The organism is Marinobacter qingdaonensis (assembly GCF_034555935.1).
In the GTDB taxonomy this organism is placed as follows: domain Bacteria; phylum Pseudomonadota; class Gammaproteobacteria; order Pseudomonadales; family Oleiphilaceae; genus Marinobacter; species Marinobacter qingdaonensis.
On the sequence record NZ_JAYDCJ010000003.1, the window covers coordinates 229,623 to 250,207 of the forward strand.

19 protein-coding genes are annotated in these 20,585 nt (G+C 63.7%); 7 read left to right on the forward strand and 12 right to left on the reverse strand.

What is annotated here, in order from left to right; translation table 11 throughout:
• The first annotated feature begins 114 nt into the window (after window positions 1-114).
• Window positions 115-1,104 (forward strand): LLM class flavin-dependent oxidoreductase, encoded by a 990-nt coding sequence (locus tag U5822_RS04325; RefSeq protein WP_322854397.1) that lies wholly within the window; start codon window positions 115-117, stop codon window positions 1,102-1,104.
• 9 nt (window positions 1,105-1,113) lie between these two features.
• Here U5822_RS04325 and U5822_RS04330 read toward each other — a convergent pair whose 3' ends face one another.
• Window positions 1,114-1,662, reverse strand: a complete 549-nt coding sequence (locus U5822_RS04330) for a glutathione peroxidase (protein ID WP_322854398.1) — start codon at window positions 1,660-1,662, stop codon at window positions 1,114-1,116.
• Between the two features lie 192 nt (window positions 1,663-1,854).
• Here U5822_RS04330 and U5822_RS04335 point away from each other — a divergent pair, with 192 nt between their 5' ends.
• The 5 genes from U5822_RS04335 (at window position 1,855) to U5822_RS04355 (ending at window position 6,062) form a co-directional block, all read left to right on the forward strand.
• Window positions 1,855-2,394, forward strand: a complete 540-nt coding sequence (locus U5822_RS04335; protein ID WP_322854399.1) for a YqiA/YcfP family alpha/beta fold hydrolase — start codon at window positions 1,855-1,857, stop codon at window positions 2,392-2,394.
• Between the two features lie 139 nt (window positions 2,395-2,533).
• Entirely contained in the window at window positions 2,534-3,562 is a 1,029-nt protein-coding gene (locus U5822_RS04340) for a TRAP transporter substrate-binding protein (RefSeq protein WP_322854400.1), read from the forward strand.
• A 107-nt stretch (window positions 3,563-3,669) separates the two neighbouring features.
• A complete protein-coding gene (locus tag U5822_RS04345) occupies window positions 3,670-4,263 on the forward strand; it encodes a TRAP transporter small permease (RefSeq protein ID WP_322854401.1) in 594 nt (197 codons plus the stop codon).
• 35 nt (window positions 4,264-4,298) lie between these two features.
• Complete coding sequence (locus tag U5822_RS04350) at window positions 4,299-5,585, forward strand: TRAP transporter large permease (protein ID WP_322854402.1); 1,287 nt, start codon at window positions 4,299-4,301, stop codon at window positions 5,583-5,585.
• 36 nt (window positions 5,586-5,621) lie between these two features.
• Window positions 5,622-6,062, forward strand: coding sequence for a universal stress protein (locus tag U5822_RS04355; RefSeq protein ID WP_322854403.1), 441 nt, complete (start codon window positions 5,622-5,624; stop codon window positions 6,060-6,062).
• Window positions 6,063-6,079: 17 nt separating this feature from the next.
• Here U5822_RS04355 and U5822_RS04360 read toward each other — a convergent pair whose 3' ends face one another.
• From U5822_RS04360 to U5822_RS04405, 10 genes are all read right to left on the reverse strand, one after another.
• On the reverse strand, window positions 6,080-8,311 hold the full coding sequence (locus tag U5822_RS04360) for a sensor domain-containing diguanylate cyclase (protein ID WP_322854404.1): 2,232 nt from the start codon (window positions 8,309-8,311) through the stop codon (window positions 6,080-6,082).
• A gap of 160 nt (window positions 8,312-8,471) precedes the next feature.
• Window positions 8,472-9,332, reverse strand: a complete 861-nt coding sequence (locus tag U5822_RS04365) for an ABC transporter permease (RefSeq protein ID WP_322854405.1) — start codon at window positions 9,330-9,332, stop codon at window positions 8,472-8,474.
• Between the two features lie 12 nt (window positions 9,333-9,344).
• Entirely contained in the window at window positions 9,345-10,205 is an 861-nt protein-coding gene (locus U5822_RS04370; protein ID WP_322854406.1) for an ABC transporter permease, read from the reverse strand.
• Window positions 10,202-11,293: an ABC transporter ATP-binding protein gene (locus U5822_RS04375; RefSeq protein ID WP_322854407.1), complete on the reverse strand. Its 1,092-nt coding sequence runs from the start codon at window positions 11,291-11,293 to the stop codon at window positions 10,202-10,204. Before U5822_RS04375 ends, U5822_RS04370 begins: the two co-directional genes overlap by 4 nt.
• 4 nt (window positions 11,294-11,297) lie before the next feature.
• A complete protein-coding gene (locus tag U5822_RS04380) occupies window positions 11,298-12,383 on the reverse strand; it encodes an extracellular solute-binding protein (protein ID WP_322854408.1) in 1,086 nt (361 codons plus the stop codon).
• Between the two features lie 153 nt (window positions 12,384-12,536).
• Window positions 12,537-13,577, reverse strand: coding sequence for an extracellular solute-binding protein (locus U5822_RS04385; protein WP_322854409.1), 1,041 nt, complete (start codon window positions 13,575-13,577; stop codon window positions 12,537-12,539).
• Entirely contained in the window at window positions 13,574-14,344 is a 771-nt protein-coding gene (gene potC / locus U5822_RS04390; RefSeq protein WP_322854410.1) for a spermidine/putrescine ABC transporter permease PotC, read from the reverse strand. The genes U5822_RS04385 and potC overlap by 4 nt, the downstream gene beginning before the upstream one ends.
• A complete protein-coding gene (potB, locus tag U5822_RS04395) occupies window positions 14,341-15,201 on the reverse strand; it encodes a spermidine/putrescine ABC transporter permease PotB (RefSeq protein WP_322854411.1) in 861 nt (286 codons plus the stop codon). Before potB ends, potC begins: the two co-directional genes overlap by 4 nt.
• The gene (gene potA, locus U5822_RS04400; protein WP_322854412.1) at window positions 15,194-16,315 is read right to left on the reverse strand and encodes a spermidine/putrescine ABC transporter ATP-binding protein PotA; all 1,122 of its coding nucleotides are present in this window, start codon (window positions 16,313-16,315) and stop codon (window positions 15,194-15,196) included. The genes potB and potA overlap by 8 nt, the downstream gene beginning before the upstream one ends.
• Window positions 16,316-16,442: 127 nt before the next feature.
• Window positions 16,443-17,507, reverse strand: a complete 1,065-nt coding sequence (locus tag U5822_RS04405) for a TRAP transporter substrate-binding protein (protein WP_322856881.1) — start codon at window positions 17,505-17,507, stop codon at window positions 16,443-16,445.
• A 188-nt stretch (window positions 17,508-17,695) separates the two neighbouring features.
• On the opposite strand from U5822_RS04405, the gene U5822_RS04410 reads away from it, so the two are divergent.
• Window positions 17,696-18,880 carry a response regulator gene (locus U5822_RS04410; RefSeq protein WP_322854413.1) on the forward strand — a complete coding sequence of 395 codons (1,185 nt, stop codon included), beginning with the start codon at window positions 17,696-17,698 and terminating at the stop codon, window positions 18,878-18,880.
• 1 nt (window position 18,881) lies between these two features.
• Here U5822_RS04410 and U5822_RS04415 read toward each other — a convergent pair whose 3' ends face one another.
• Complete coding sequence (locus U5822_RS04415) at window positions 18,882-20,558, reverse strand: methyl-accepting chemotaxis protein (protein ID WP_322854414.1); 1,677 nt, start codon at window positions 20,556-20,558, stop codon at window positions 18,882-18,884.
• Between the last annotated feature and the right edge of the window lie 27 nt (window positions 20,559-20,585).

Consider the following 20,585-nt stretch of genomic DNA (forward strand, 5'->3'; position numbering starts at 1 on the left):
CGTCCAGCGAATGCCCGTGCGCCCGCCCGCACACGGGTCGGGTTGAAAGCGCCCCAGCCAGCACCCATGATTGCCTGCACACGTTTCCATCACCCTTCACAATCCGGGATCTGCATGCCCCAAAGACCGCCCTATTCCCTGCTTGAACTCGCCTCGGTACGCGAAGGCGATTCCGTCGGCACTACCCTGGCCAACAGCGTGGCCTACGCCCGGCACGCCGAGCAACTCGGCTTCCAGCGATTCTGGTTGGCCGAGCACCACAACATGGAAGGAATCAGCAGCTCCGCCACCTCGGTGCTGATCGGCCACATTGCCGGCCAGACCGAGCGCATCCGGGTCGGGTCCGGCGGTGTGATGTTGCCCAACCATCCGCCGCTGGTGATTGCCGAGCAGTTCGGCACCCTTGAGAGCCTTTACCCCGGCCGCATCGACCTGGGTCTGGGGCGGGCACCGGGTACCGATCCGGTTACCGCCCGGGCGTTACGGCGGGACGGCCTGGGGGCCGAGCAGTTCCCCGAGGACGTGGCCCGACTGCAGGAGCTGCTCGGGCCGCTGCAGCCCGGCCAGCCGGTGAAGGCCATCCCCGGCGCCGGCACCGAGGTACCGATCTGGCTGCTGGGCTCCAGTCTGTACAGCGCCCAGCTCGCCGCCATGCGCGGCCTGCCCTACGCCTTCGCCGGTCATTTTGCCCCCCGGCTGTACCGGGAAGCCCTGAAGGTGTACCGCGACCATTTCCAGCCGTCGGCGCAACTGGACGCGCCCTACGCCATGCTTGCGGTGCCCGCCATCGCGGCCGATACCCCGGAGGAGGCGGAATTTCTGGCGACCACCAGTCACCAGCGCATTCTCGCCCTGTTCCGGGGTCAGCCGCTGTGGATGAAACCGCCGGTCGAGTCCATGGCCGGCCTGTGGAATGCCGGCGAGCAAGCCAGTGTGCAGGATTTCCTGGCGCTGCAGCTGCTGGGCGACACCGCCGCCCTGAACCGCCAGCTGGACGCGCTGCTGGCCGACATCGAGGTGGACGAGCTGATGTTCACCGTCGACATCTACGATCCGGCCAAGCGCCGGCACGCGCTCGACCTGCTGGCCCAGACCCAGGCCTGACCTGGGCTGTTAGAGCACCGATTCGATGGCCCGGATCAGTTCCGGGTCGTTGGGCCGGACCTGGCTCGGGAAGGCCTCGACCACCCGACCCTCGGCATCCAGTACGTACTTGGAGAAGTTCCAGCGCGGCGGCTGGCTCTGGGCGTTGATGTGGGCGAACACCGGATTGGCGTCGGCGCCCGTCACCGGCCCAGGTGCGATCATGGTGAAGGTGACACCGAAATTCTTGTAGCAGACCGACGCCGCCTCGGCTTCCGTGGCCGCTTCCTGGCGGAAGTCGTCACTGGCGAAACCAATCACCACCAGGCCCTGCTTGCGGTAGGCCTGATGGAGCGCCTCCAGCCCCTCGAACTGGCCGGTGTAGCCACAGTGGCTGGCGGTGTTCACCACCAGTATCGGCTTGCCGGCCGCCACCGCACACAGGTTGATGTGATCCCGGGAATGCAGTTTGCGCAGCTCGTGGTCCAGAAAACCGGGGCACTGCGCGGCCCCGTCGCTGTCCGCGTGGGCGGTCCCGGCAACGATGGCCAGGATGGCGGCTAGGATCAGTTTGGTCATGGTATCGATGCTCGTTTACTCAATGTCATCTGTACGGCCCGAGGACTGAATTGGTTTCGAATCACGTCCAATGACACGGTGGCCGAGGGCAACCGGGCCACTGGACAGCCCCGGTTGCAGCCACCATGCTGTGCCCATCAGCAGGCTTCCCTTGAATCCGCTCCCACGAGCCCATCGATCAGGACCCGGTTTATGTCATCACCGCAGTTGTTCGTTTTTCTCTCCCACGGCCTGGAAAGTGGCCCCGGCAGCACCAAGATCCAGGCCATGAAGCAGGTGGCGGAAACCCTGCCCGGGGTGGTCGCTGTCGCCATCGACCACACCAGCTCCAAAGACCCGGCCACCCGGTTGGAACAAATGCGGGCCGCCATGGCCGAGGCTGGCGCCCACCCGGCCCGAACCGTCCTGGCCGGTTCCAGCATGGGCGGCTGGGTGTGTGCCCAGACCAGTGCCCGACACCCGGTACTGGGCTGCTTTCTGCTGGCCCCGGCGCTGGCGATGGCCGACTACCCCGAATCCAGCCCGGGCATCCAGGCCGACCACTGCCAGATCATCCACGGCTGGGACGACGATGTGGTGCCGGTCATGCCGGTTCTGGAACTGGCCCGGAGCCAGGGTTTACCGGCCCTGGTGCTGCCCGATGGCCATCGGCTCGAACACAGCGTGGATCGCGTCGCCAGCGAGTTCCGGCGCTTCCTGGAGGGCTGCCACCCCGGTCTGAATCAATCCTAATTTCATAAACTTGCAGCGGTGGTTCCGGTTTCCAATCCGACCTTTTGTTTTGCCCGTTTCCTTGCGAAAACCGATTTGTTTTGCCAGTCTTTAAAAATGTAACAATAAATTTCAGTAATTTAACGGACGGAGAAACCCGATGAGCAGGATGAGTAAACTCAAGAAACTGGCCGGACTTTCAGCGTTCGCGTTTGCCGCCATGACCGCGGTGAATTCGGTGCATGCCGCCAACTGGCGCTATGCCCATGAGGAGTACGAGGGCGACGTCCAGGACGTGTTCGCCTACAAGTTCAAGGAATACATCGAAGAGAATTCCGACCACACCCTGCAGATCTATCGCTTTGGCGAGCTGGGTGAATCCGACGACATCATGGAGCAGACCCAGGCGGGTATCCTGAACTTCGTCAACCAGTCCCCGGGCTTCACCGGCGCGCTGATTCCGGAAGCCCAGATCTTCTTCATTCCCTACCTGATGCCGACCGACATGAACACGGTCATCAAGTTCTTCCGGGAAAGTGAAGCGATCAACGAGGACTTCCCGGAGCTGTACGCCGACAAGGGTCTGGAACTGCTGAAGATGTACCCGGAAGGCGAGATGGTGGTGACCGTGGATGAGCCGGTGACCAAGCCCGAGGACTTCAACAACAAGAAGATCCGGGTCATGACCAACCCGCTGCTGTCCGAGACTTACGCCGCCTTCGGTGCGACCCCGACGCCTCTGCCCTGGGGTGAGGTCTACGGTGCCCTGCAGACCAACATGATCCAGGGTCAGGAAAACCCGATCTTCTGGATCGAGTCCGGCGGCCTGTACGAAGTGTCCCCGAACCTGGTCTTCACCAGCCACGGCTGGTTCACCACCGCCATGATGGCCAACAAGAGCTTCTACGAGGACCTGGCACCGCAGGACAAGGAACTGGTGCAGATGGCCGCGGACTACGCCTTCGAGGAAATCATCAAGCACATCGACGGTCTGGCTGACGAAGCCCTGGCGAAAATCCAGAAGGCCTCCGACGAAGTGACCGTGACCCGTCTTAACGACGAGCAGATTGCCGCCTTCAAGGAGCGCGCACCTCAGGTGGAAAAGAAGTTCATCGAGATGACTGGCGAAAGCGGCAAAGAGCTGCTGAACCAGTTCAAGGAAGACCTGAAAGAAGTACAAAGCAACTGATCTGAGTGATCAGCGCCCGCCGGCGCCTGCCGGCGGGTTTTTCTCTTAACCCCGCCCCGCCGGGGATCTCCTACCGGCCGGGAGCAGCAAGTTCTGGAGCAGACTGCATGTCCGAGAACTCCCCGGATCTGGAAGACGACACCGGCACCTACGAATCCGGCCTACCCGGCTTTCTGGGCACGATTGATGTCTGGATCAGCAAGGTTGAAGCGGTGATGCTGGCACTCGGGGTTATCCTGATGGCCATCAACACCTGCGTGAACGTCGTCGCACGTTTCGTGTTTGGCGAAGGTCTGTTCTTCTCCGGCGAGATTAACCGGATTCTCATCATCCTGATCACCTTTGCTGGCATCGGCTACGCCGCCCGCCACGGTCGTCACATCCGCATGTCCGCGGTGTACGACGCCGTTCCGGCCAAAGGCCGCAAGGTGCTGATGATCCTGATTGCCCTGTTCACCTCCGTGGTCATGTTTTTTCTTTGCTATCACTCATTCGGTTACGTCGAGACTCTCTACAGTCGCGGCCGAATCCTGCCAGCACTCGGTTTCGAAATCTGGTGGATCTACGTTTGGGTACCGGTGGGCTTCGCCATCACCGGCATCCAGTACTTTCTGACCGCCGTCAAGAACCTGACCAGCAAGGACGTGTACCTGTCGACCGGGGTGATTGACGGCTACCACGACACTGAATCGGAAGTATGAACCACGCGGCTGAAACCAGGTAAGGAAAGAGAAACATGGCAACTACAATGATGTTGATCATGATCGGGTTGTTGCTGCTCGGCTTCCCGATGATGGTGCCGCTGATCACCGCTGCGGTGTTCGGCTTTGTAATGATGTTCGATGGTTTCGGCCAGATGGGCACTTTCGTTCAGCAAATGATGGGCGGCATCCGGCCAGCCTCGCTGATTGCGGTGCCCATGTTTATCCTGGCGGCTGACATCATGACCCGGGGCCAGTCGGCCGACCGGTTGATCAATATGGTGATGGCCTTCATTGGCCACTTCAAAGGTGGGCTGGCGATCAGCACCGCCACCTCCTGCACTTTGTTTGGTGCCGTTTCAGGCTCTACCCAAGCTACCGTAGTGGCCGTCGGCTCTCCACTGCGTCCGAAAATGCTGAAAGCCGGCTACTCAGACCCGTTTACCCTGGCCCTGATCATCAACGCCAGTGACATTGCCTTCCTGATCCCGCCCAGCATCGGCATGATCATCTACGGGGTCATCTCGGGAACCTCCATTGCCGAGCTGTTCATCGCCGGCATCGGGCCCGGCGTCCTGATCCTGTTCATGTTTTCGATCTACTGCCTGATCTACGCCTACAAGAACAACGTGCCCACCGAGGACAAGGCCACCTGGGGCCAGCGCGCACTATCCGTACGCGACGCTTTGTGGCCGCTGTTCTTCCCGGTGATCATCGTCGGCGGTATCTACGGCGGCATCTTCAGCCCGACCGAGGCCGCCGCGGTGTGCGTTCTGTACGCCTTCCTGCTGGAGTTCGTGGTGTTCCGCGAGCTGAAGTTGGCGGACATCTACCGCATTGCCAAGTCGACCGGCCTGATCACTGCGGTGGTGTTTATTCTGGTCGCGGTTGGTAATGGTTTCTCCTGGATCATTTCATTTGCCCAGATTCCCCAGGCCATCCTCGAGGCCGTTGGTGTCAACGACGCTGGACCGGTCGGCGTGTTGGTCGCCATCTGTATCGCGTTCTTCATCGCCTGCATGTTTGTCGACCCGATTGTGGTGATCCTGGTGCTCACCCCCATCTTTGCCCCGGCCATTCAATCCACCGGACTGGACCCGGTTCTGGTGGGTGTGCTGATCACCTTGCAGGTGGCCATTGGCTCGGCAACGCCGCCGTTCGGCTGCGACATCTTCACCGCCATTGCCATTTTCAAACGGCCCTACCTGGAGGTGATCCGCGGCACGCCGCCGTTCATCTTCATCCTGGTGGCGGCCGCCGGGTTGATCATTGCGTTCCCGGAGATTGCCCTGTTCCTGCGTGATGTGGCCTTCAGGGATTGACCTTTAAACGGACTGGCACCCTAAGGAGAGACCCCCATGTTCAACCGCATCCTGGTCGCGATCGATGGCTCCTCCGGATCCCTGAAGGCTCTGGACAAGGCCATCGAGTTCCAGCAACTGACCGAGGCGGAAATCTTCCTGCTGTGCGTGTACAAGCACCACAGCCTGTTCGAGGCCTCGCTGTCGATTGGCCGACCGCCGGGCATGGACATCCCGGACAAGGTGTTGTCGGAGTATGCCAAGGACGTGGTCAAGCACGCCAAGGAACTGGCCAAATCCCACGGCGCCACCAAGATCCGGGGCTTCGTGAAGGCCGGTCGGCCGTCCAAGGTGATTGTGAAGTTTGCCCAGGACAAGGAGGCGGATCTGATCGTGGTGGGCACCCGCGGCACCCACAGCGACAAGGACGGCATCCTGCTGGGCAGCGTGTCGCACCGGGTGGCCTCCCAGGCCAAGTGCCCGGTTCTGGTGGTCTAGCGCTCGGGCATTGGCCGTCAGGCGGCCTGGCCGCCGTGGATCCAGACCCGGTTGCGGCCATCGTGCTTGGCCCGGTACAGGGCCTGGTCGGCCAGGGTCAGCAACTGCTCCGGCGAGGTACAGCTCTCGGGCCAGCTGGCCGCCCCCACCGACACCGTGACCGGAGCCAGGGTCTTATCCTCAAATAGCAGCGGCGTTTTCGCAGCCACCCGACACAGGGTTTCGGCCCGTTCGCGGGCGTCGGCGGTGTGGGCGCCGGGCAGAATCACCACGAACTCCTCCCCCCCGTACCGGCAGACGATGTCACTCTCCCGGAACTGACGGTGCAGCACGCCGGCAATGGCACGGAGCGCACAGTCGCCGGCTTCGTGGCCGTGGGTGTCGTTGAAGTCCTTGAAGTGATCGATGTCCACCACCAACAGCGACAGCGGCATCTGGCTGCGGACCGCGACCGCACACTGGTGCTCGAACAGCTGGTCGAAGTAGCGCCGGTTTTTGAGTCCGGTCAGCGCGTCCTCGTAGGAAAACTTCTGCAACTCTTCTCTCAGGGCAATGCTGGACAGGGTGATGCCGATCCGCTGGATGGCCTGGTCCAGGGCAGTAAACAGCCGGGCCATGCCATAGCCACTCTCCTCCGACTCGAACAGGCCGTCTCGCTCAAGCAACACCACCGCCTCGGTGACCACGCCCTCGTCCACGGACTCGACGTTCATCCAGAAACACAGGTGGCCAGTCACGGCACGGTCAAAACTTTCACCATCGGTCAGGCCCGCGGCCGAGGGCACCGACGACGGCAAGGGCACCCCGGTCCGTTCGTCCAGCCGTGGCGGCAGCGACGACCGTTCGCCCTCGACGCCCCAGAGGGTGAGCCGGTCGAACAGGTTACCGGATCGACGCCGATACAGGGCCCCGCGCAGCGGACTGCACAAGTCCGGCAGGTTCTGTACCAGCAGGCCAAAGGCCTGGGCCAGGCTGAGGCAGTCCTGCAGGCCGGTGATGATGTCACCTAGCACCCGGTTTTTCTCGTTCTCGAAGGTCAGCATCCGCACCCGCGCCTGCTCCCGGCGCGCCAGCGCCTCCGCCCGCGCGGTGCGTTCAGCCACTTTTCGCTCCAGGGACACAGTCAGCTGCTTCAGCGCCCGCTGGGTCCGGGCGTAGTGCTTGAGCGAAATCACCACCACCGCCAGCAGGAAGGCCAGAATACCCCAACTGACCGGCACCCGGCTCCAGGGCAGGTAGCCGTGGGCGACCGCCATGTCCACGATCAGCAGACCGGCAAACAGGCCAAAGGCGATGACGAGAAGTTGCTGTTCATTGGACAGATCCCTGTAGCGCTGCGCCAGCACCAGGGTCATGCCCAGCAGCGACACCAGCAACAGGGCGTCAAACACCGGGAAGGTGGAAGACAGGTCGACCAGCCCCGTCAGCGCCAGCCCCAGGGCAACGACCAGATACACCAGGTGGCATTGCCAGATCAGGGTAATCAGCCGGGGCCGATGGTCCGACAGCCACTGGGCCAGCATCAGGGCCAGGGCCACCGGCAGCATGTAGTAGGAGCCTGCCGCCAGATAGTCCCAGAACAGCGGCTGGTACAGGAGCAGCAAACTGGCCTGACTTTCGGCCACCAGCATGATCGCCGCCGCCAGGGCGAACAATGCCAGGCTGGCGAGGGACTTTCGGTCACCCTGCAGAGGCGCAAACACCAGCGCCAGCAGGGCGAACAGAAGCGCAACGCCGCCAACGATGAGCGCATTCAGTGATTCTTTCAGCAGAAAAAGAACCAGTTCCGATTGGCCAATGACCGCCACTTCACCCCACAAGCCGATGTCGGTGTAGTCGGAGAACACCCGAAAATACGCGGTCTTGTTGGCAAAATCCTCGGGCAGTGGGATCGCGTGCCAGGGCCACCCCTCGAACCGGCCACGTCCCTGCTCGTCGAAGGTCCCGTATTGATAAATCTGCTTTCCGTCCAGATAGACCTGGACAATGATGTCCACGCTGTAGATGTAGAGCACCGGCTCCTGCCAGCTGCCCTCAGGCAACGGCACCCGGAACCAGACCTGTTCCCGGCCCTCGCGATTGGGCGGGTTGGAGGGAAAGCCGATCACCTGCCAGTCGCCGGGGGCCTCGGCCCGGGTCCATTCCGGCACCCCGTCCGGGCCCAGGGGGGAGTCGCCCCACCGATACTCCCAACCCTCGGCCAGAGGGTGGGGGGCGGCCGTTACCGGCCCCGGTAGTGCCAATACCATCAGAAGGAGAAGTACCGTCTGCAAAGGCCGGACAACAGACATGAGGCAACGGACCTGCGGTCGAGGGGGGATCGAAACCAAGTATAGGTCAGGAATTCACCGTCTGACCGAAAACTGTACAGACAATTTTCCGCGAGGGTGGCTGGGCCACCGCGCCCGGCTAGGTGCGCCGGGCTCCGGAGCGCCCCATCAGCAGCACCGCCAGCGCCGCCGACACCACCATCAGCAGCAGAGCCACCGCATTGAGAACCGGGGTCGAGCCTTCCCGCAACCGGTTGAACAGGGCCACGGTCAGGGGCGTGTCGCTGCCGGTCAGCATGACGGTGGTGTTGAAGTTCTCGAACGACATCAGGAAGGCCATGGCGGCCGCGCCCACGATGGACGGCAGCAGCCACGGCAGGGTGACGGTGAACCAGGCGGTCAGCGGCGTGGCACCCAGGTTCAGTGCGGCCTCCTCCAGTTGGCGATCAAACTTGCGCAGCCGGGCGGCAATCACCAGGGTGCTCAGGCTGGCGATGAACGCCACCTGCCCCATCACCACCAGGGTGAGGCCGGGCCGGAACAGATCCAGTTCGATGGCCCAGGCCCGGGACAGATCGTTGGCCAGGCCACTGTAGAACACCAGGATGGACACTCCGAGGATCACCCCCGGAATCACCAGCGGCAGCAACATCAGCAGGTACAGGAACTCCTTGCCGCGGAATTGCAGACGCTCAAACAGCACGGCGTTGGCGCAGCCCAGACCGACGCTGACCAGGGTGACCCAGAACGCGATCTGGGCGCTGACCCAGAGCGCCGACAGCAGGCCATCGTCGTGAAACAGCCCGGTGCGACCGGCGCTGCCATCGGCCAGGTACCAGTCCACGGTGAACCCCTGCCAGGGCAAGGACGGATAGGGCGCGTCGTTGAAGGCAAACACACTGGTGACCAGCAGCGGCAGCGCCAGGTACAGGAAAAACGCGACCAGATAGGCCAGATACAGGCCATCGAACCAGCGCGAGCGGGGTACGGAACGGATCATGGCATCACTCCATCAGCCCATCACCCGGCGCAGGGACTGGCCGGTCAGCTTCAGGCCCAGCCAGACGATGGCCGAGGACAGCACCAGCAGCAACACCCCCAGGGCCGCGCCCTGCTCCCAGTTAAACCGGGTGATGAACTGGGTGAAGATCTGCTGGGTGAACCAGGCGCTGTCCTTACCGCCCATCAGGGTGGGCGTCAGGTAGCTGCCGAGGGTGAGCATGAACACCACGATGCAACCGGACACGATCCCGGGCATGGCCCAGGGCACCACCACCTCGCGCAGCACCGTGCCGTGCCCGCCGCCGAGATCGTAGCCGGCTTCGACCAGGTTCTCGTCCAGGCCGTCCAGGGTGGTCACCAGCGGCACCACCATGAACAGCAGCCCGTTGTAGACCAGGCCGATGATCACTGCCACGTCGTTGTAGAGCATCTCCACCGGGCCGTCGGCCCATCCCAGGGCCTGGAGCCAGCTGCTGAACAGCCCGCTCTCGCGCAGCAGGATCATCCAGCCGTAGGTCCGCACCAGCTCACTGGCCCAGAACGGGATCAGGCAGCCCAGGAACAGCAGCCCCTTGGCCCGCCCTCGGGCCAGCCGCGCGATGTACCAGGCGATGGGGAAGGCAATGAGCAGGGTCAGCAAGGTGGTGAACAGCGACATCAGCCCGGTGCGCACGAAGGTGCGCCAGTAATAGGCCTCGGCGAAGAAGTTCTGGTACTGCTGCAGGCCCCAGGCCAGGGTATCCCAGCTCTCCCGGACCTGGAACGAGACCCGCAGCATCTGCAGGTGCGGCAGCACCACCAGCAGCACGATCCAGAGCAGGAACGGGGTCAGCAGCAGCCACAGCGACAGGCGTCCGGCCGGCGAGTTCATCCTTCCTCCGCGGCGAAGACCCGGGCCAGTTGCGGATCCCAGGCCAGGCGGATCGGGCCGTCCTCGTGCATCCGCGGGGCAGAGCCGTCCTGCGGCAGCCGGGCATAGATGGTTTCGCCCAGGCTGTCTGCCTCCACCCGGCTGTTGGCGCCATCAAACAGGGTGGTTTTCACCCGGGCCTGGGCGCCGGAAAACCCGGTTTGCAGGGCCTCACCGGTCAGCACCAGGGCTTCCGGTCGCACGAACAGCGACACCGGCTGCCCCAGTTCCAGCTCGCCGGCGACCCGGCCCTGGACGGTACTGCCGTCGGGGCGCCGAATGTCGGCCAGGCCGTCGCGGATGGCGACCAGATCACCGCTGATCCGGTTGTTATCGCCGACGAAGCCGGCCACGAACGGCGTCGCCGGCTCCCGGTACAGTTCCTCCGGCGGCGCCACCTGATCGAACCGACCGTTGCGCATCACCGCCACCCGGTCCGACATCATCATGGCCTCGGACTGGTCGTGGGTGATGTACACGAAGGTGGTCCCGAACGCCTTCTGCAGGTGTTTCAGCTCCACCTTCATCTGCTCCCGTAGCTTCAGGTCCAACGCACCCAGGGGTTCATCCAGCAACAACAGCGTCGGCTTCAGCACCAGGCAGCGGGCCAGGGCCACGCGCTGGCGCTGGCCGCCGGACAACTGCTGTGGGTTGCGCTGCTCCAGGCCCGGCAAGCCCACCTGCTCGAGCACCTGGGCAATGCGGCGGCGGCGCTGTGCCGCCGGCACCTTCTGGCGTTTCAGGCCGTAGCCGATGTTCTCGCCCACGGTCATGGTGGGAAACAGCGCCAGATGCTGGAACACCATGTTCACCGGCCGCCGGTTCGGCGGCACCCGGTTCATGCGCTCGCCGCGAATGTGGATATCGCCCGAATCGGGCCGGTCGAAGCCCGCCAGCAGCCGCAGCAGCGTGGTCTTGCCACAGCCGGACGGGCCCAGGATGGAGAAAAACGTGCCGGCCGGAATGTCCACGGACACATGGTCCACCGCCAGGTGGTTGCCGAAGCGGCGGACCAGGTTGGAACAGAACAGGTCGGATTCCAGTCCCATGGGATCAGTTGGCCGCCTGAACCCGATCGAGCACCTGCCCTTCCAGGGTTTCCAGTCCCGGCGGCACCGGCGGATACCACTTGATGTTGTTGATGGCCTGATCGCTGAAGCTGGCCCGGTAGGCGTCCCGCAACTCGGCCCGGACAAACTCATCGGCGCCCTTGGAGGCGGTGAAGTTGCCGGACGCGTTGGTGATCTTGGCGGCGATCTCCGGCTGCATGACGAAGTTGATCCACCGGTAGGCGGCGGACTCGTTCTCGCTGCGGCGGGGGATGGCGAAGGTGTCGATCCAGCCCAGGGCCCCGGACTCGGGCGCGACGAAGCGGATGTCCGGGTTCTCGGCGTTCAGTTTCCAGCCGCCGGCGTCCCAGGCCATGGCGGCCTTCACCTCGCCGGTGCGCAGCAGGGCCAGCAGCTGGTCGCCGCCGGTCCAGTAGGTTTTGACGTTGGCCTTGCAGTCAATCAGCTTGTCCTCCACCTGGGCCATGATCGACTGGTACTGGTCGCGGTTGCCGTAGGCGGCAAACGGGTCCAGGCCCAGGGCAAAGGCAAACCCGATCAGGGTCGGTCGCTTCAGGCGGTAGCTGACCTCGCCCGCCACCGCCGAGTCGCACAGGTCGGTGTAGTCGGACACGGTGTCCGCCACCGAATCGTGCACGATCAGGCCGCTGGTGCCCCACACCGAGGGCACGCCGTAGAAGTCGCCGTCCAGTTCGGTGGCCCGCTGAGTCGCCTTGACCATGGCCGGCTGCAGGTTGGCGAGCTCAATGCGGCTGTAATCGATGGGCTTGTAGATATTGAACTGGCGCTGCACCCCCACGATCCGGTCCTGGCTCGGCTGCGCCAGATCGAAACCCGCGCCACCGGTGGCCCGCAGCTTGGAAATCATGTCCTCGTTGTTAGACAGGGTCACCTTCACATCAATGCCGGTCTCTTCTTCAAACTGGGCCACCACCTCATCCGGGGCATAGCCGCCCCAGGTGATCAGCCGCAGCTCCTCGGCGGCGGCCAGGTGCGGCAGCAAGCCGGCGATCAGCGTGGCAAAAACAACTAATGCGGGGTTGCGGGTGGAGCGGGTGAACCTGGTCATAACGCTTCCTTGGTTATCGTGGTTTCGAGAATGAGCTAACCATTTGTTATCAGGACGTTATAGACCATAGATGTCAGTTGTGTGAAACCGCAGCGATAAAAAACGGAGGCCGAAGCCTCCGTTTTCAGGATCAGTACCGAGTGCCAGCCGGACCTAGCGACCGGACTTCAGCATCTCCCAGTACTTGGCGTAGACCTGCAGGGCCTCGTCGCCGATGTCGGTCTGGAATTCCGCGTTCACCATGTCCTCGGCGGTCGGGTAGCTGGCGCGGTCGCTGGCCACGGCCTCATCCAGCTGGTCCCGGGCGGCCAGGTTGGGGGTGGCGTAGCCAATCTCCTCGCTGATCAGGGCAGAGATCTCCGGCTGCAGCACGAAGCTGATGAACTGGTGCGCCGCATCCGGGTTCTTGGCGTTCTTGGGAATCACGAAGCTGTCCAGCCAGGCAATGATGCCCTCCTCCGGATAGACGTACTCCAGGGACGGCATGGTGTCCTTGCCCATGACCGCTTCGCCGTTCCAGATCATGCCCACGTCGGTCTCCCCTTCCAGGTAAGGCATGCGGGGCGCGTCGGAGTTGAAGGTCCGGACCGCGGGCATCAGCTCCGACAATTTCTCGTAGGCCGCCTCGATCTCCTCCGGATCGGTGCTGTTGCCACTGTAACCCAGGACCCGCAGGCCCACGTGGAACACTTCGCGCATGTCGTTGGTGAGCATGACCCGGCCGTCGAAGCGGTCATCCCACAGGTCTTCCCAGGCGGTGACCGGCTCGCCTTCGATGTCGGAGGTGTCCACCGCCAGGCCGGTGGTGCCCCACAGGTAGGGCACGCTGTATTCGTTGCCCGGGTCGATGTCCAGGTTCACCAGCTCCGGGTCCAGCCGGTCAAAGCCCTCGATCTTGCTGCGATCGATCGGCATCAGCAGGTCTTCCTGGCGCATCTTGCTGACGTAGTAGGTGGACGGCACCGCCAGGTCGTAGGCCGCGCTCTCGTCCAGCAGCTTGAGCCGGGCGTACATAGCCTCGTTGCTGTCGTAGGTGGTGTAGACCACCTGGATGCCGGTCTCTTCCTGGAAGCGGTCGAGCACTTCCTGGGGCATGTATTCCGACCAGTTGTACAGGTTCAGAACCTTGGGTTCTTCCGAACTGCAGCCTGTCAGACTCGCCGCCAGCAGGCCGGCCAGTGCCAGTTTCTTCATCGTTTGCTCCTTATCAGAATCCATTGGGACAAGATCAACATGACCAGTGAAAACACCAGCAACAGGGTGCCGAGGGCGTTCACCTCGGGCTTGAGGCCCACCCGCACCATGGAATAGATGCGCAGGGGCAGGATTTCGTAACTCGGTCCGCTGACAAAGGTACTGACCACCACATCGTCCAGGGACAGGGTAAAGCCCAGCAGCCAGCCCGCCAGCAGGGCCGGCATGATGACCGGAATCAACACCGTGCGGGTCATGGTGAAATCGCTGGCGCCCAGGTCCCGGGCCGCCTCCGGCAGACGCTCATCGAACCCGCTGAGCCGGGCCATGACGGTGATCACCACGAACGGCAGGCAGAAAGTGACGTGCGCCAGCAGCAGCGAGACATAACCCAGCTGCAGCCCGACCAGCAGGAACAGCGCCAGCAGCGAGATCGCCAGCACGATTTCCGGCGACATCATCACCACGAACAACATGCCATTGAGTACCCGCTTGCCCCGGAACCGGTAGCGGTGCAGGGCCAGGGCCGTGAGCGCACCGATCAGGGTCGACACGGTGGCCGCCGACAGGGCCAGCCAGAGCGAATTCCACATGGCCCGGACCATGGCGGTATTGGCAAACAGGGCCTCGTACCAGCGCAGGCTCAGGCCGCCCCAGTCGTAGCCGGTGCGGGCGTCGTTGAAGGAAAACACCACCAGCACCCCGATCGGCACGTACAGCAGGACGTACACCAGGGTCAGGTAGGTGCGCGGCAGCCAGCGGCTCATGCCTCGACCTCCTCACCCAGGCGGCGCTTGCTCAGCCGGTGGGCGAACAGCAGCAGCGCCATGGTCAGGGTCAGCACGATGCTGGCGGCGGCGCCAAACGGCCAGTTGCGGGCATCGAGGAACTGGTTCTTGATGACGTTGCCCACCAGCAGGTTGCGGGAACCGCCGAGAATATCGGGTACGAAAAACAGCCCCATGGCCGGCAGCAGCACCAGCATCACCCCGGCCAGCACCCCGGGCAGGGTCAGTGGCACGATCACGTGGACAAAGGTGGCGAGCCGGCCCGCGCCCAGGTCGTGGGAGGCCATCAGCAGTTCCTGACGCAGGTCGTCGAACACCGAGTACAGCGGCAGAATCATGAACGGCAGCAGCAGGTACACCAGGCCGATGATCACCGCGCCCTCGGTGTACAGCAGCTGCAACGGCTCCTCGATCAGGCCAAGCGAGAGCAGCGCTTTGTTGAGCAGGCCGTTGGTGGCCAGGATCAGTTTCAAGGCGTAGGTCCGGACCAGGGAGTTGGTCCAGAACGGCACGATCAACAGGAAGATCAGCAGCAGCTGCCGCTGCCGGCCGACCTTCGACAGCGCCCAGGCGAAGGGATAGCCAATCAGCAGGCACACCAGGGTGGTCATCGCCGCCATATACAGGGAGTGCAGGAACACCTTGAGGTACAGCGGGTCGAACAGCTGCCGGTAGGCCTCCAGGTTGAGCGGCAGGGCAATGAAGCTGGCCGGGTCGCGGGTCAACACGCTGGCACCGACCACCAGCAGGTTGGGCGCCAGCACCAGGAACAGCAACCAGCCCCAAACCAGCACCAGGACCGCGGTCCTGAAGGGTTGTTGGCGAATACTATGCATCGGCCGACAATTCCTTGTCGGCAATCTCACCCGCTTCTTCCGGGAGCAGCCACTCCCAGCCGTCGACCCAGCTGACTTTCACCGGCTCGCCCAGGCGGTAATCGAACATGGGGTCGTCCTCGTCGAAAAACTCGCTGGCCAGTACTTCGGTGCCGTCCTCGAGGTGGATCACCGAATCCAGGGTGCTGCCCTTGTAGTTGCGCTCGACGATCTTGCCGGCCAAGCCCTGATCGTCGTCGGGCGCCAGCACCCGGATGTCTTCGGGGCGCAGCAGCACGTGCACCGGCTGCCCCTCGGCCACCGCGAACGGCGGCCGCCGCAGCTGACGCTGGACGCCCAGCACGTCCACCGAGATGGCTTCGTCGGTCTGGCGCTGCACCCGCCCGGGAAACAGGTTGGTCTCGCCCACGAACCGGGCGGTGAACAGGTTGGCCGGGCGCTCGTAAACTTCCCGCGGGGTCCCCAGCTGCTGCACCAGGCCGTCCTTGAGCACCACCACCCGATCGGACATGGACAGCGCCTCTTCCTGGTCGTGGGTGACGAAGACAAAGGTGATGCCCAGTTCCCGCTGCAGGCGTTTCAGCTCCCCCTGCATGGTCCGGCGCAGCTTGTAATCCAGCGCCGACAGGGGCTCATCCAGCAACAACAGGCGGGGCCGCTTGACCACGGCGCGGGCGATGGCGACCCGCTGCTGCTGGCCACCGGAGAGCTGGTGCGGTTTGCGTCGGGCGAAGCCCTGGAGCTGGACCATGGTCAGGGCCTCATGCACCCGCTCGCGGATTTCCTCTTTCGGGCGCTTTTCCATCTTCAGCCCGTAGGCGACGTTGTCGAACACCGTCATGTGCGGAAACAGCGCGTAGTGCTGGAACACGGTGTTGAGCGGGCGGTGCTCGGGGGGCACCTCGGTCAGGTCCTGGCCGTCCAGGGTGACGCGGCCGGCGTCCGGGTGTTCAAACCCGGCGATCAGTCGGAGCAAGGTGGTCTTGCCGCAGCCGGAAGGCCCGAGGAGCGTGATGAACTCGCCATCGAGGATGTCCAGGTCCAGGGAATCCAGAACGGTCTTGCCACCAAACTGCTTGGAGAGTTCGCGCAACGAAAGGAGTGTTGTCTTCATTGGCCCTGCCCAGAGAATGAGCAACCTATTCTTTCAGAAAGCGGGGCAAACAAAAAGGGGCGTCAGGACAATCCGAAACCCTGACGCCCCCGGGCCAGGCCCAGGTCGGGCCCGGCCTCAGGCCGGTTTATTCTCCGGCGACACTGTCGAGGTAGGCCTTGTCGGAGATGTTGGTCCACTGGCGCACCTGGCGCAGGTATTCACGCTGGGAGGCGATGATCCGCGCCGCCAGTTCGTCGCCCTCGGCGGCCTCTTTCAGCAGCTTGTTGGTGGCCGAGCGCAGGGCCTCGATCACTTCCGGCGGGAAGGTCCGGTGAGTAACGTCCGGGTAGTTTTCCTTCATGCGGTCCCAGGCCACGCCACTCTCGTGGGTGCTCTGGATGTACATGTCGTAGGCCGCGGTGCGCATGGCAACCCGCAGGATTTCCTGCAGGTCCTTGGGCAGCTTGTCCCAGGAGCCCTTGTTGATCAGGAACTGCACCTCGGCGCCCGGCTCCTGCCAGCCGGAGTAGTAGTTCTTGGCGATCTGATGGAAACCCATGCTGAAATCCAGGGCCGGACCGACCCATTCCACGGCGTCGATGGTGCCGCGCTCGAGCGAGCTGTACAGCTCACCCGGCGGGATGTTGGTCACCGCAACTCCCAGTTCCGCCATGACTTCGCCGGCAAACCCCGGGGTCCGCATCTTGATGCCCTTCAGGTCGTCCAGGGAGTTGATCTCGTCCCGGAACCAGCCACCCATCTGGTTGCCGGTGTTGCCGCCTGGAAACGACAGCAGGCCGTAGGGCTCGTAGACTTCCTGCATCAGGTCCATGCCCTCACCGTGATAGAACCAGGCGTACTGCTCCGGCGCGATCATGCCGAAGGGCACGGTGGTGAAGTACATGGCGTTGGGAATGGTGCCCTTGTAGTAATAGGACGCGGTGTGGCCCATGTCGTACTGGCCGTTGCGCACCAGGTCAAAAATGCCAAAGGGCGCCTTGTGCTTGTTGGACGGATCAATGCGGATGTCCAACCGGCCATTGGACATGGTCTTGGCCATCTCGGCCATGTGTTCGACGGTTTCGCCCAGAATCGGCGAATTGGGTCCCCAGGTCTGCGCAAGGCGCAGGGTAAACGTATCCTCAGCCAGGCTGAGCGGACTGACGGCCAGCAGCGCCGCGGCGGCGGCCGTCCGGAACAGACGATTCATCATGGTTGGCACCATTTATCCCGTTATTATGTAATGTATTTTTATTCAACCCGACCAATACTAGCTTGCGAGGCGGTCGGACGCCAAGCACTGGAATCGGCGACTGGATTCGGCCGAAAGAAGCGACTAGATTCAGGTATTGGGGACCGTGCCGGCTCCCCGATCCGCGATGGAGGCGTACCCTGGGCATGGACACCAACGATCAGCTCGAACAGCATCGGGCGCGGCTGGCGGCACTGCGCGCCAATTACCTCAAGGGCCTGCCCCAGCGACTGGAGCGGCTGGATTATCTGGTGCGTTCCATTCCGGTGGAACGCACGTACCGGGAGGACGGTGGCGAGTTGCGCTCGCGCCTGAACATCACCTACCAGGAATTCCACAAGGTGGCCGGTTCGGCCGGCTCCGTCGGCCTGCACGCCATGTCCGAGGCGGCCAAGGCGGTGCTGCAGATCCTCGACCACTGGTTCACCGACGCCACCGAGGAACCCCTGAGCAAACAGGGCCAGATCCTGGATCTGTTGAGCACCATGGGCCAGGCCGACGACGCCGGCAGCGAGAGCAGCGATGCCGCGCCCCGGCCGGAGTCCCGCACCATCCACGTTGTCGATGACAACCCGCTGACCGCGAACGAGATGCAGGTGTGGCTGGAGGAAGCCGGTTTCGATGCCCAGGTGTTCATGTCCGCCACCATCTACGGCGACACCTTCGAGGTGCTGCCCCGGCCCGACCTGATCATCATGGACATCAATTTTGGCGACGAGCCCAACGCGGGGCCGCGCATTGTCGACTTCCTGAAACAGAAGCTGGGCAACCTGCCCCCGGTGGCGTTCCTGTCCATCCGGGACGACATGGAAGCGCGCCTGGCGGCCCTGCGCGCTGGCGCCTCCCGCTACCTCAACAAACCGGTATCACGCCGGGAATTGGTGGAGCTGGCGCACGAATACGTGGACAAACGGGATGCCTCCGCCTTCCGGGTGCTGATGGTGGACGACGACGAGACCACTCTGTCGGTGACCCAGGCCATCCTGGAGCGGGCCGGCCTGGAGGTGTGCGCCATCGCCAACCCGCTGGACACCCTGGACGCGGCCCGGAACTTCAACCCCGACCTGTTCCTGCTGGATGTGCTCATGCCCGAGGTCTCGGGTACCGAAGTGGCGGCAACCCTGCGCCAGGACCGGCAGTTCGACGTCATCCCGATCCTGTTCCTGACCTCGGACAGCCATCCGGACCAGAAGGTCATGGGCGCCGCCCTGGGGGGCGACGACTTCATCCTCAAGCCCTTCGACCCGGATTATCTGCTCACCGCCGTGATGGCCCGGGCCCGGCGCTCACGGCGGCTGCGCGAGGTGCTGGCGCTGCGCCAGCCGGGCTGACTCAGACCTTGAACTGACTGACCAGGCCGCGCAGGCTCTCGCCCAGGCGCGCCAGTTCCTGGCTGGCTTCGTTGGTCTGGGTCACGCCGGTGTCGCTGCGCTGGGCGGCATCGACAATGCGCACCACGTTCTGGTTGATTTCCTCAGCCACCTGGCTCTGCTGCTCGGCCGCGGTGGCAATCTGGGTCACCTGGTCGTGGATCTGGCTGACCGACTTCTCAATGGTCGCCAACGCGCCGGAGGCGTGATTGATCCGTTCCACGGTCTCCGCCGACCGGTCGCGGGACTTGGTCATGCGCTCCACCGCCGAGCGGGATTCGGCGACGAAGCCACCGATCATTTCTCGGATCTGGTCGGCAGACTCGGCGCTGCGCCGGGCCAGCTGGCGCACCTCGTCGGCCACCACCGAGAAACCACGGCCGTGTTCGCCGGCGCGGGCGGCCTCGATGGCGGCGTTCAGAGCCAACAGGTTGGTCTGCTCGGTGACCGCGTGAATCACGTCCAGCACCTGCTGAATGTCGTCCGACTTCTCCGCCAGGGCATTGATGGTACGGGCGCTCTCCTCGATCTCGCCGGACAGCTCATTGACCGCGCCCTGGGCGCTGGAGATGGTCTCCCCGCCGTCGCGGGCGACCCGGTCGGCGTCGGAGGCGGCACTCTCGACCTCGTTGGCGTTGCCGGAGATCTGCTGGATGGTGGCCGCCATTTCGTTGATGGCGGAGGCGATCTGGTCGGTCTCCGAGCCCTGCTCCTGCACAGAAGCGCGGGTTTCGTTGGCCACCCGACTCAACTCTTCGGCGGCCGAGGCCACTTGGTCGGTGGTGGCACCCACCTCCCGGATGGTGTCCTGGATCTTGGTGACAAAGGCATTGAACCGGCGTCCGAGCTCCGCCAGTTCGTTGGAGCCCTCATCCGGCAGACGCTGGCGCAGGTCGCCCTCACCGTCGGCAATTTCCTGCATCATGTCGGTAACGGTCTTCAGCGGCTTAGTGACCGTACGCCCGACCACCAGGCCGATCACCACGGAAATGGCCACCACCACGGCGGTCACCAGCAGGATGAAGCCCAGGGTGGCGGACCGGTTCTGCTCAATCTCGGCCCGGGCCGCGGCGACTTCCCGATCAATGTTGGTGACGTAGACACCGGCACCGATCATCCAGTCCCAGCCCGGGATGATGGTGGAGTAAGACACCTTGGGCTCTTCGTTGCCCGAGCCCGGGTTCATCCATTCGTAGCTGTAGAAGCCGCCCGACTCTGCAGCATCAAACAGGGCACCCACCAGTTTCTTCAGGGTCGGGTTGTTGGTCGGCCCCTCCTTGGACGGGTCCGGCGCGTAGGCCAGGTTGACCACGTCGCGGGTGTAGGCGAACACGTAATTGGTCTTGTCGAAACGGATGGTCCGCAGACGAGCCGCGGCCTCGGCCTTGGCCTCCGCTTCCGACAGGTCGGGATCGTTCTTGGCTTCCAACACCACCGCGCGGGCCGCATCCACCAGATTCTTCAGCCCGGTTTTGCGAGCCTCCAGCAGGTTGGCCTCCAGGCGCTTCAGTTCCGCCTCACCATTGGCCTGGATCTGACTGGCGGTAATCCAGGCAATGGTGGCCGCCGTAAGCAGTACCGGCACCAGTACCGCTGCCAGTAATCGGGTGCGAATCCGCAGGTTGTTGACAAAGCTCATCAGGGTCATCCTCAACATCTTGTTTTC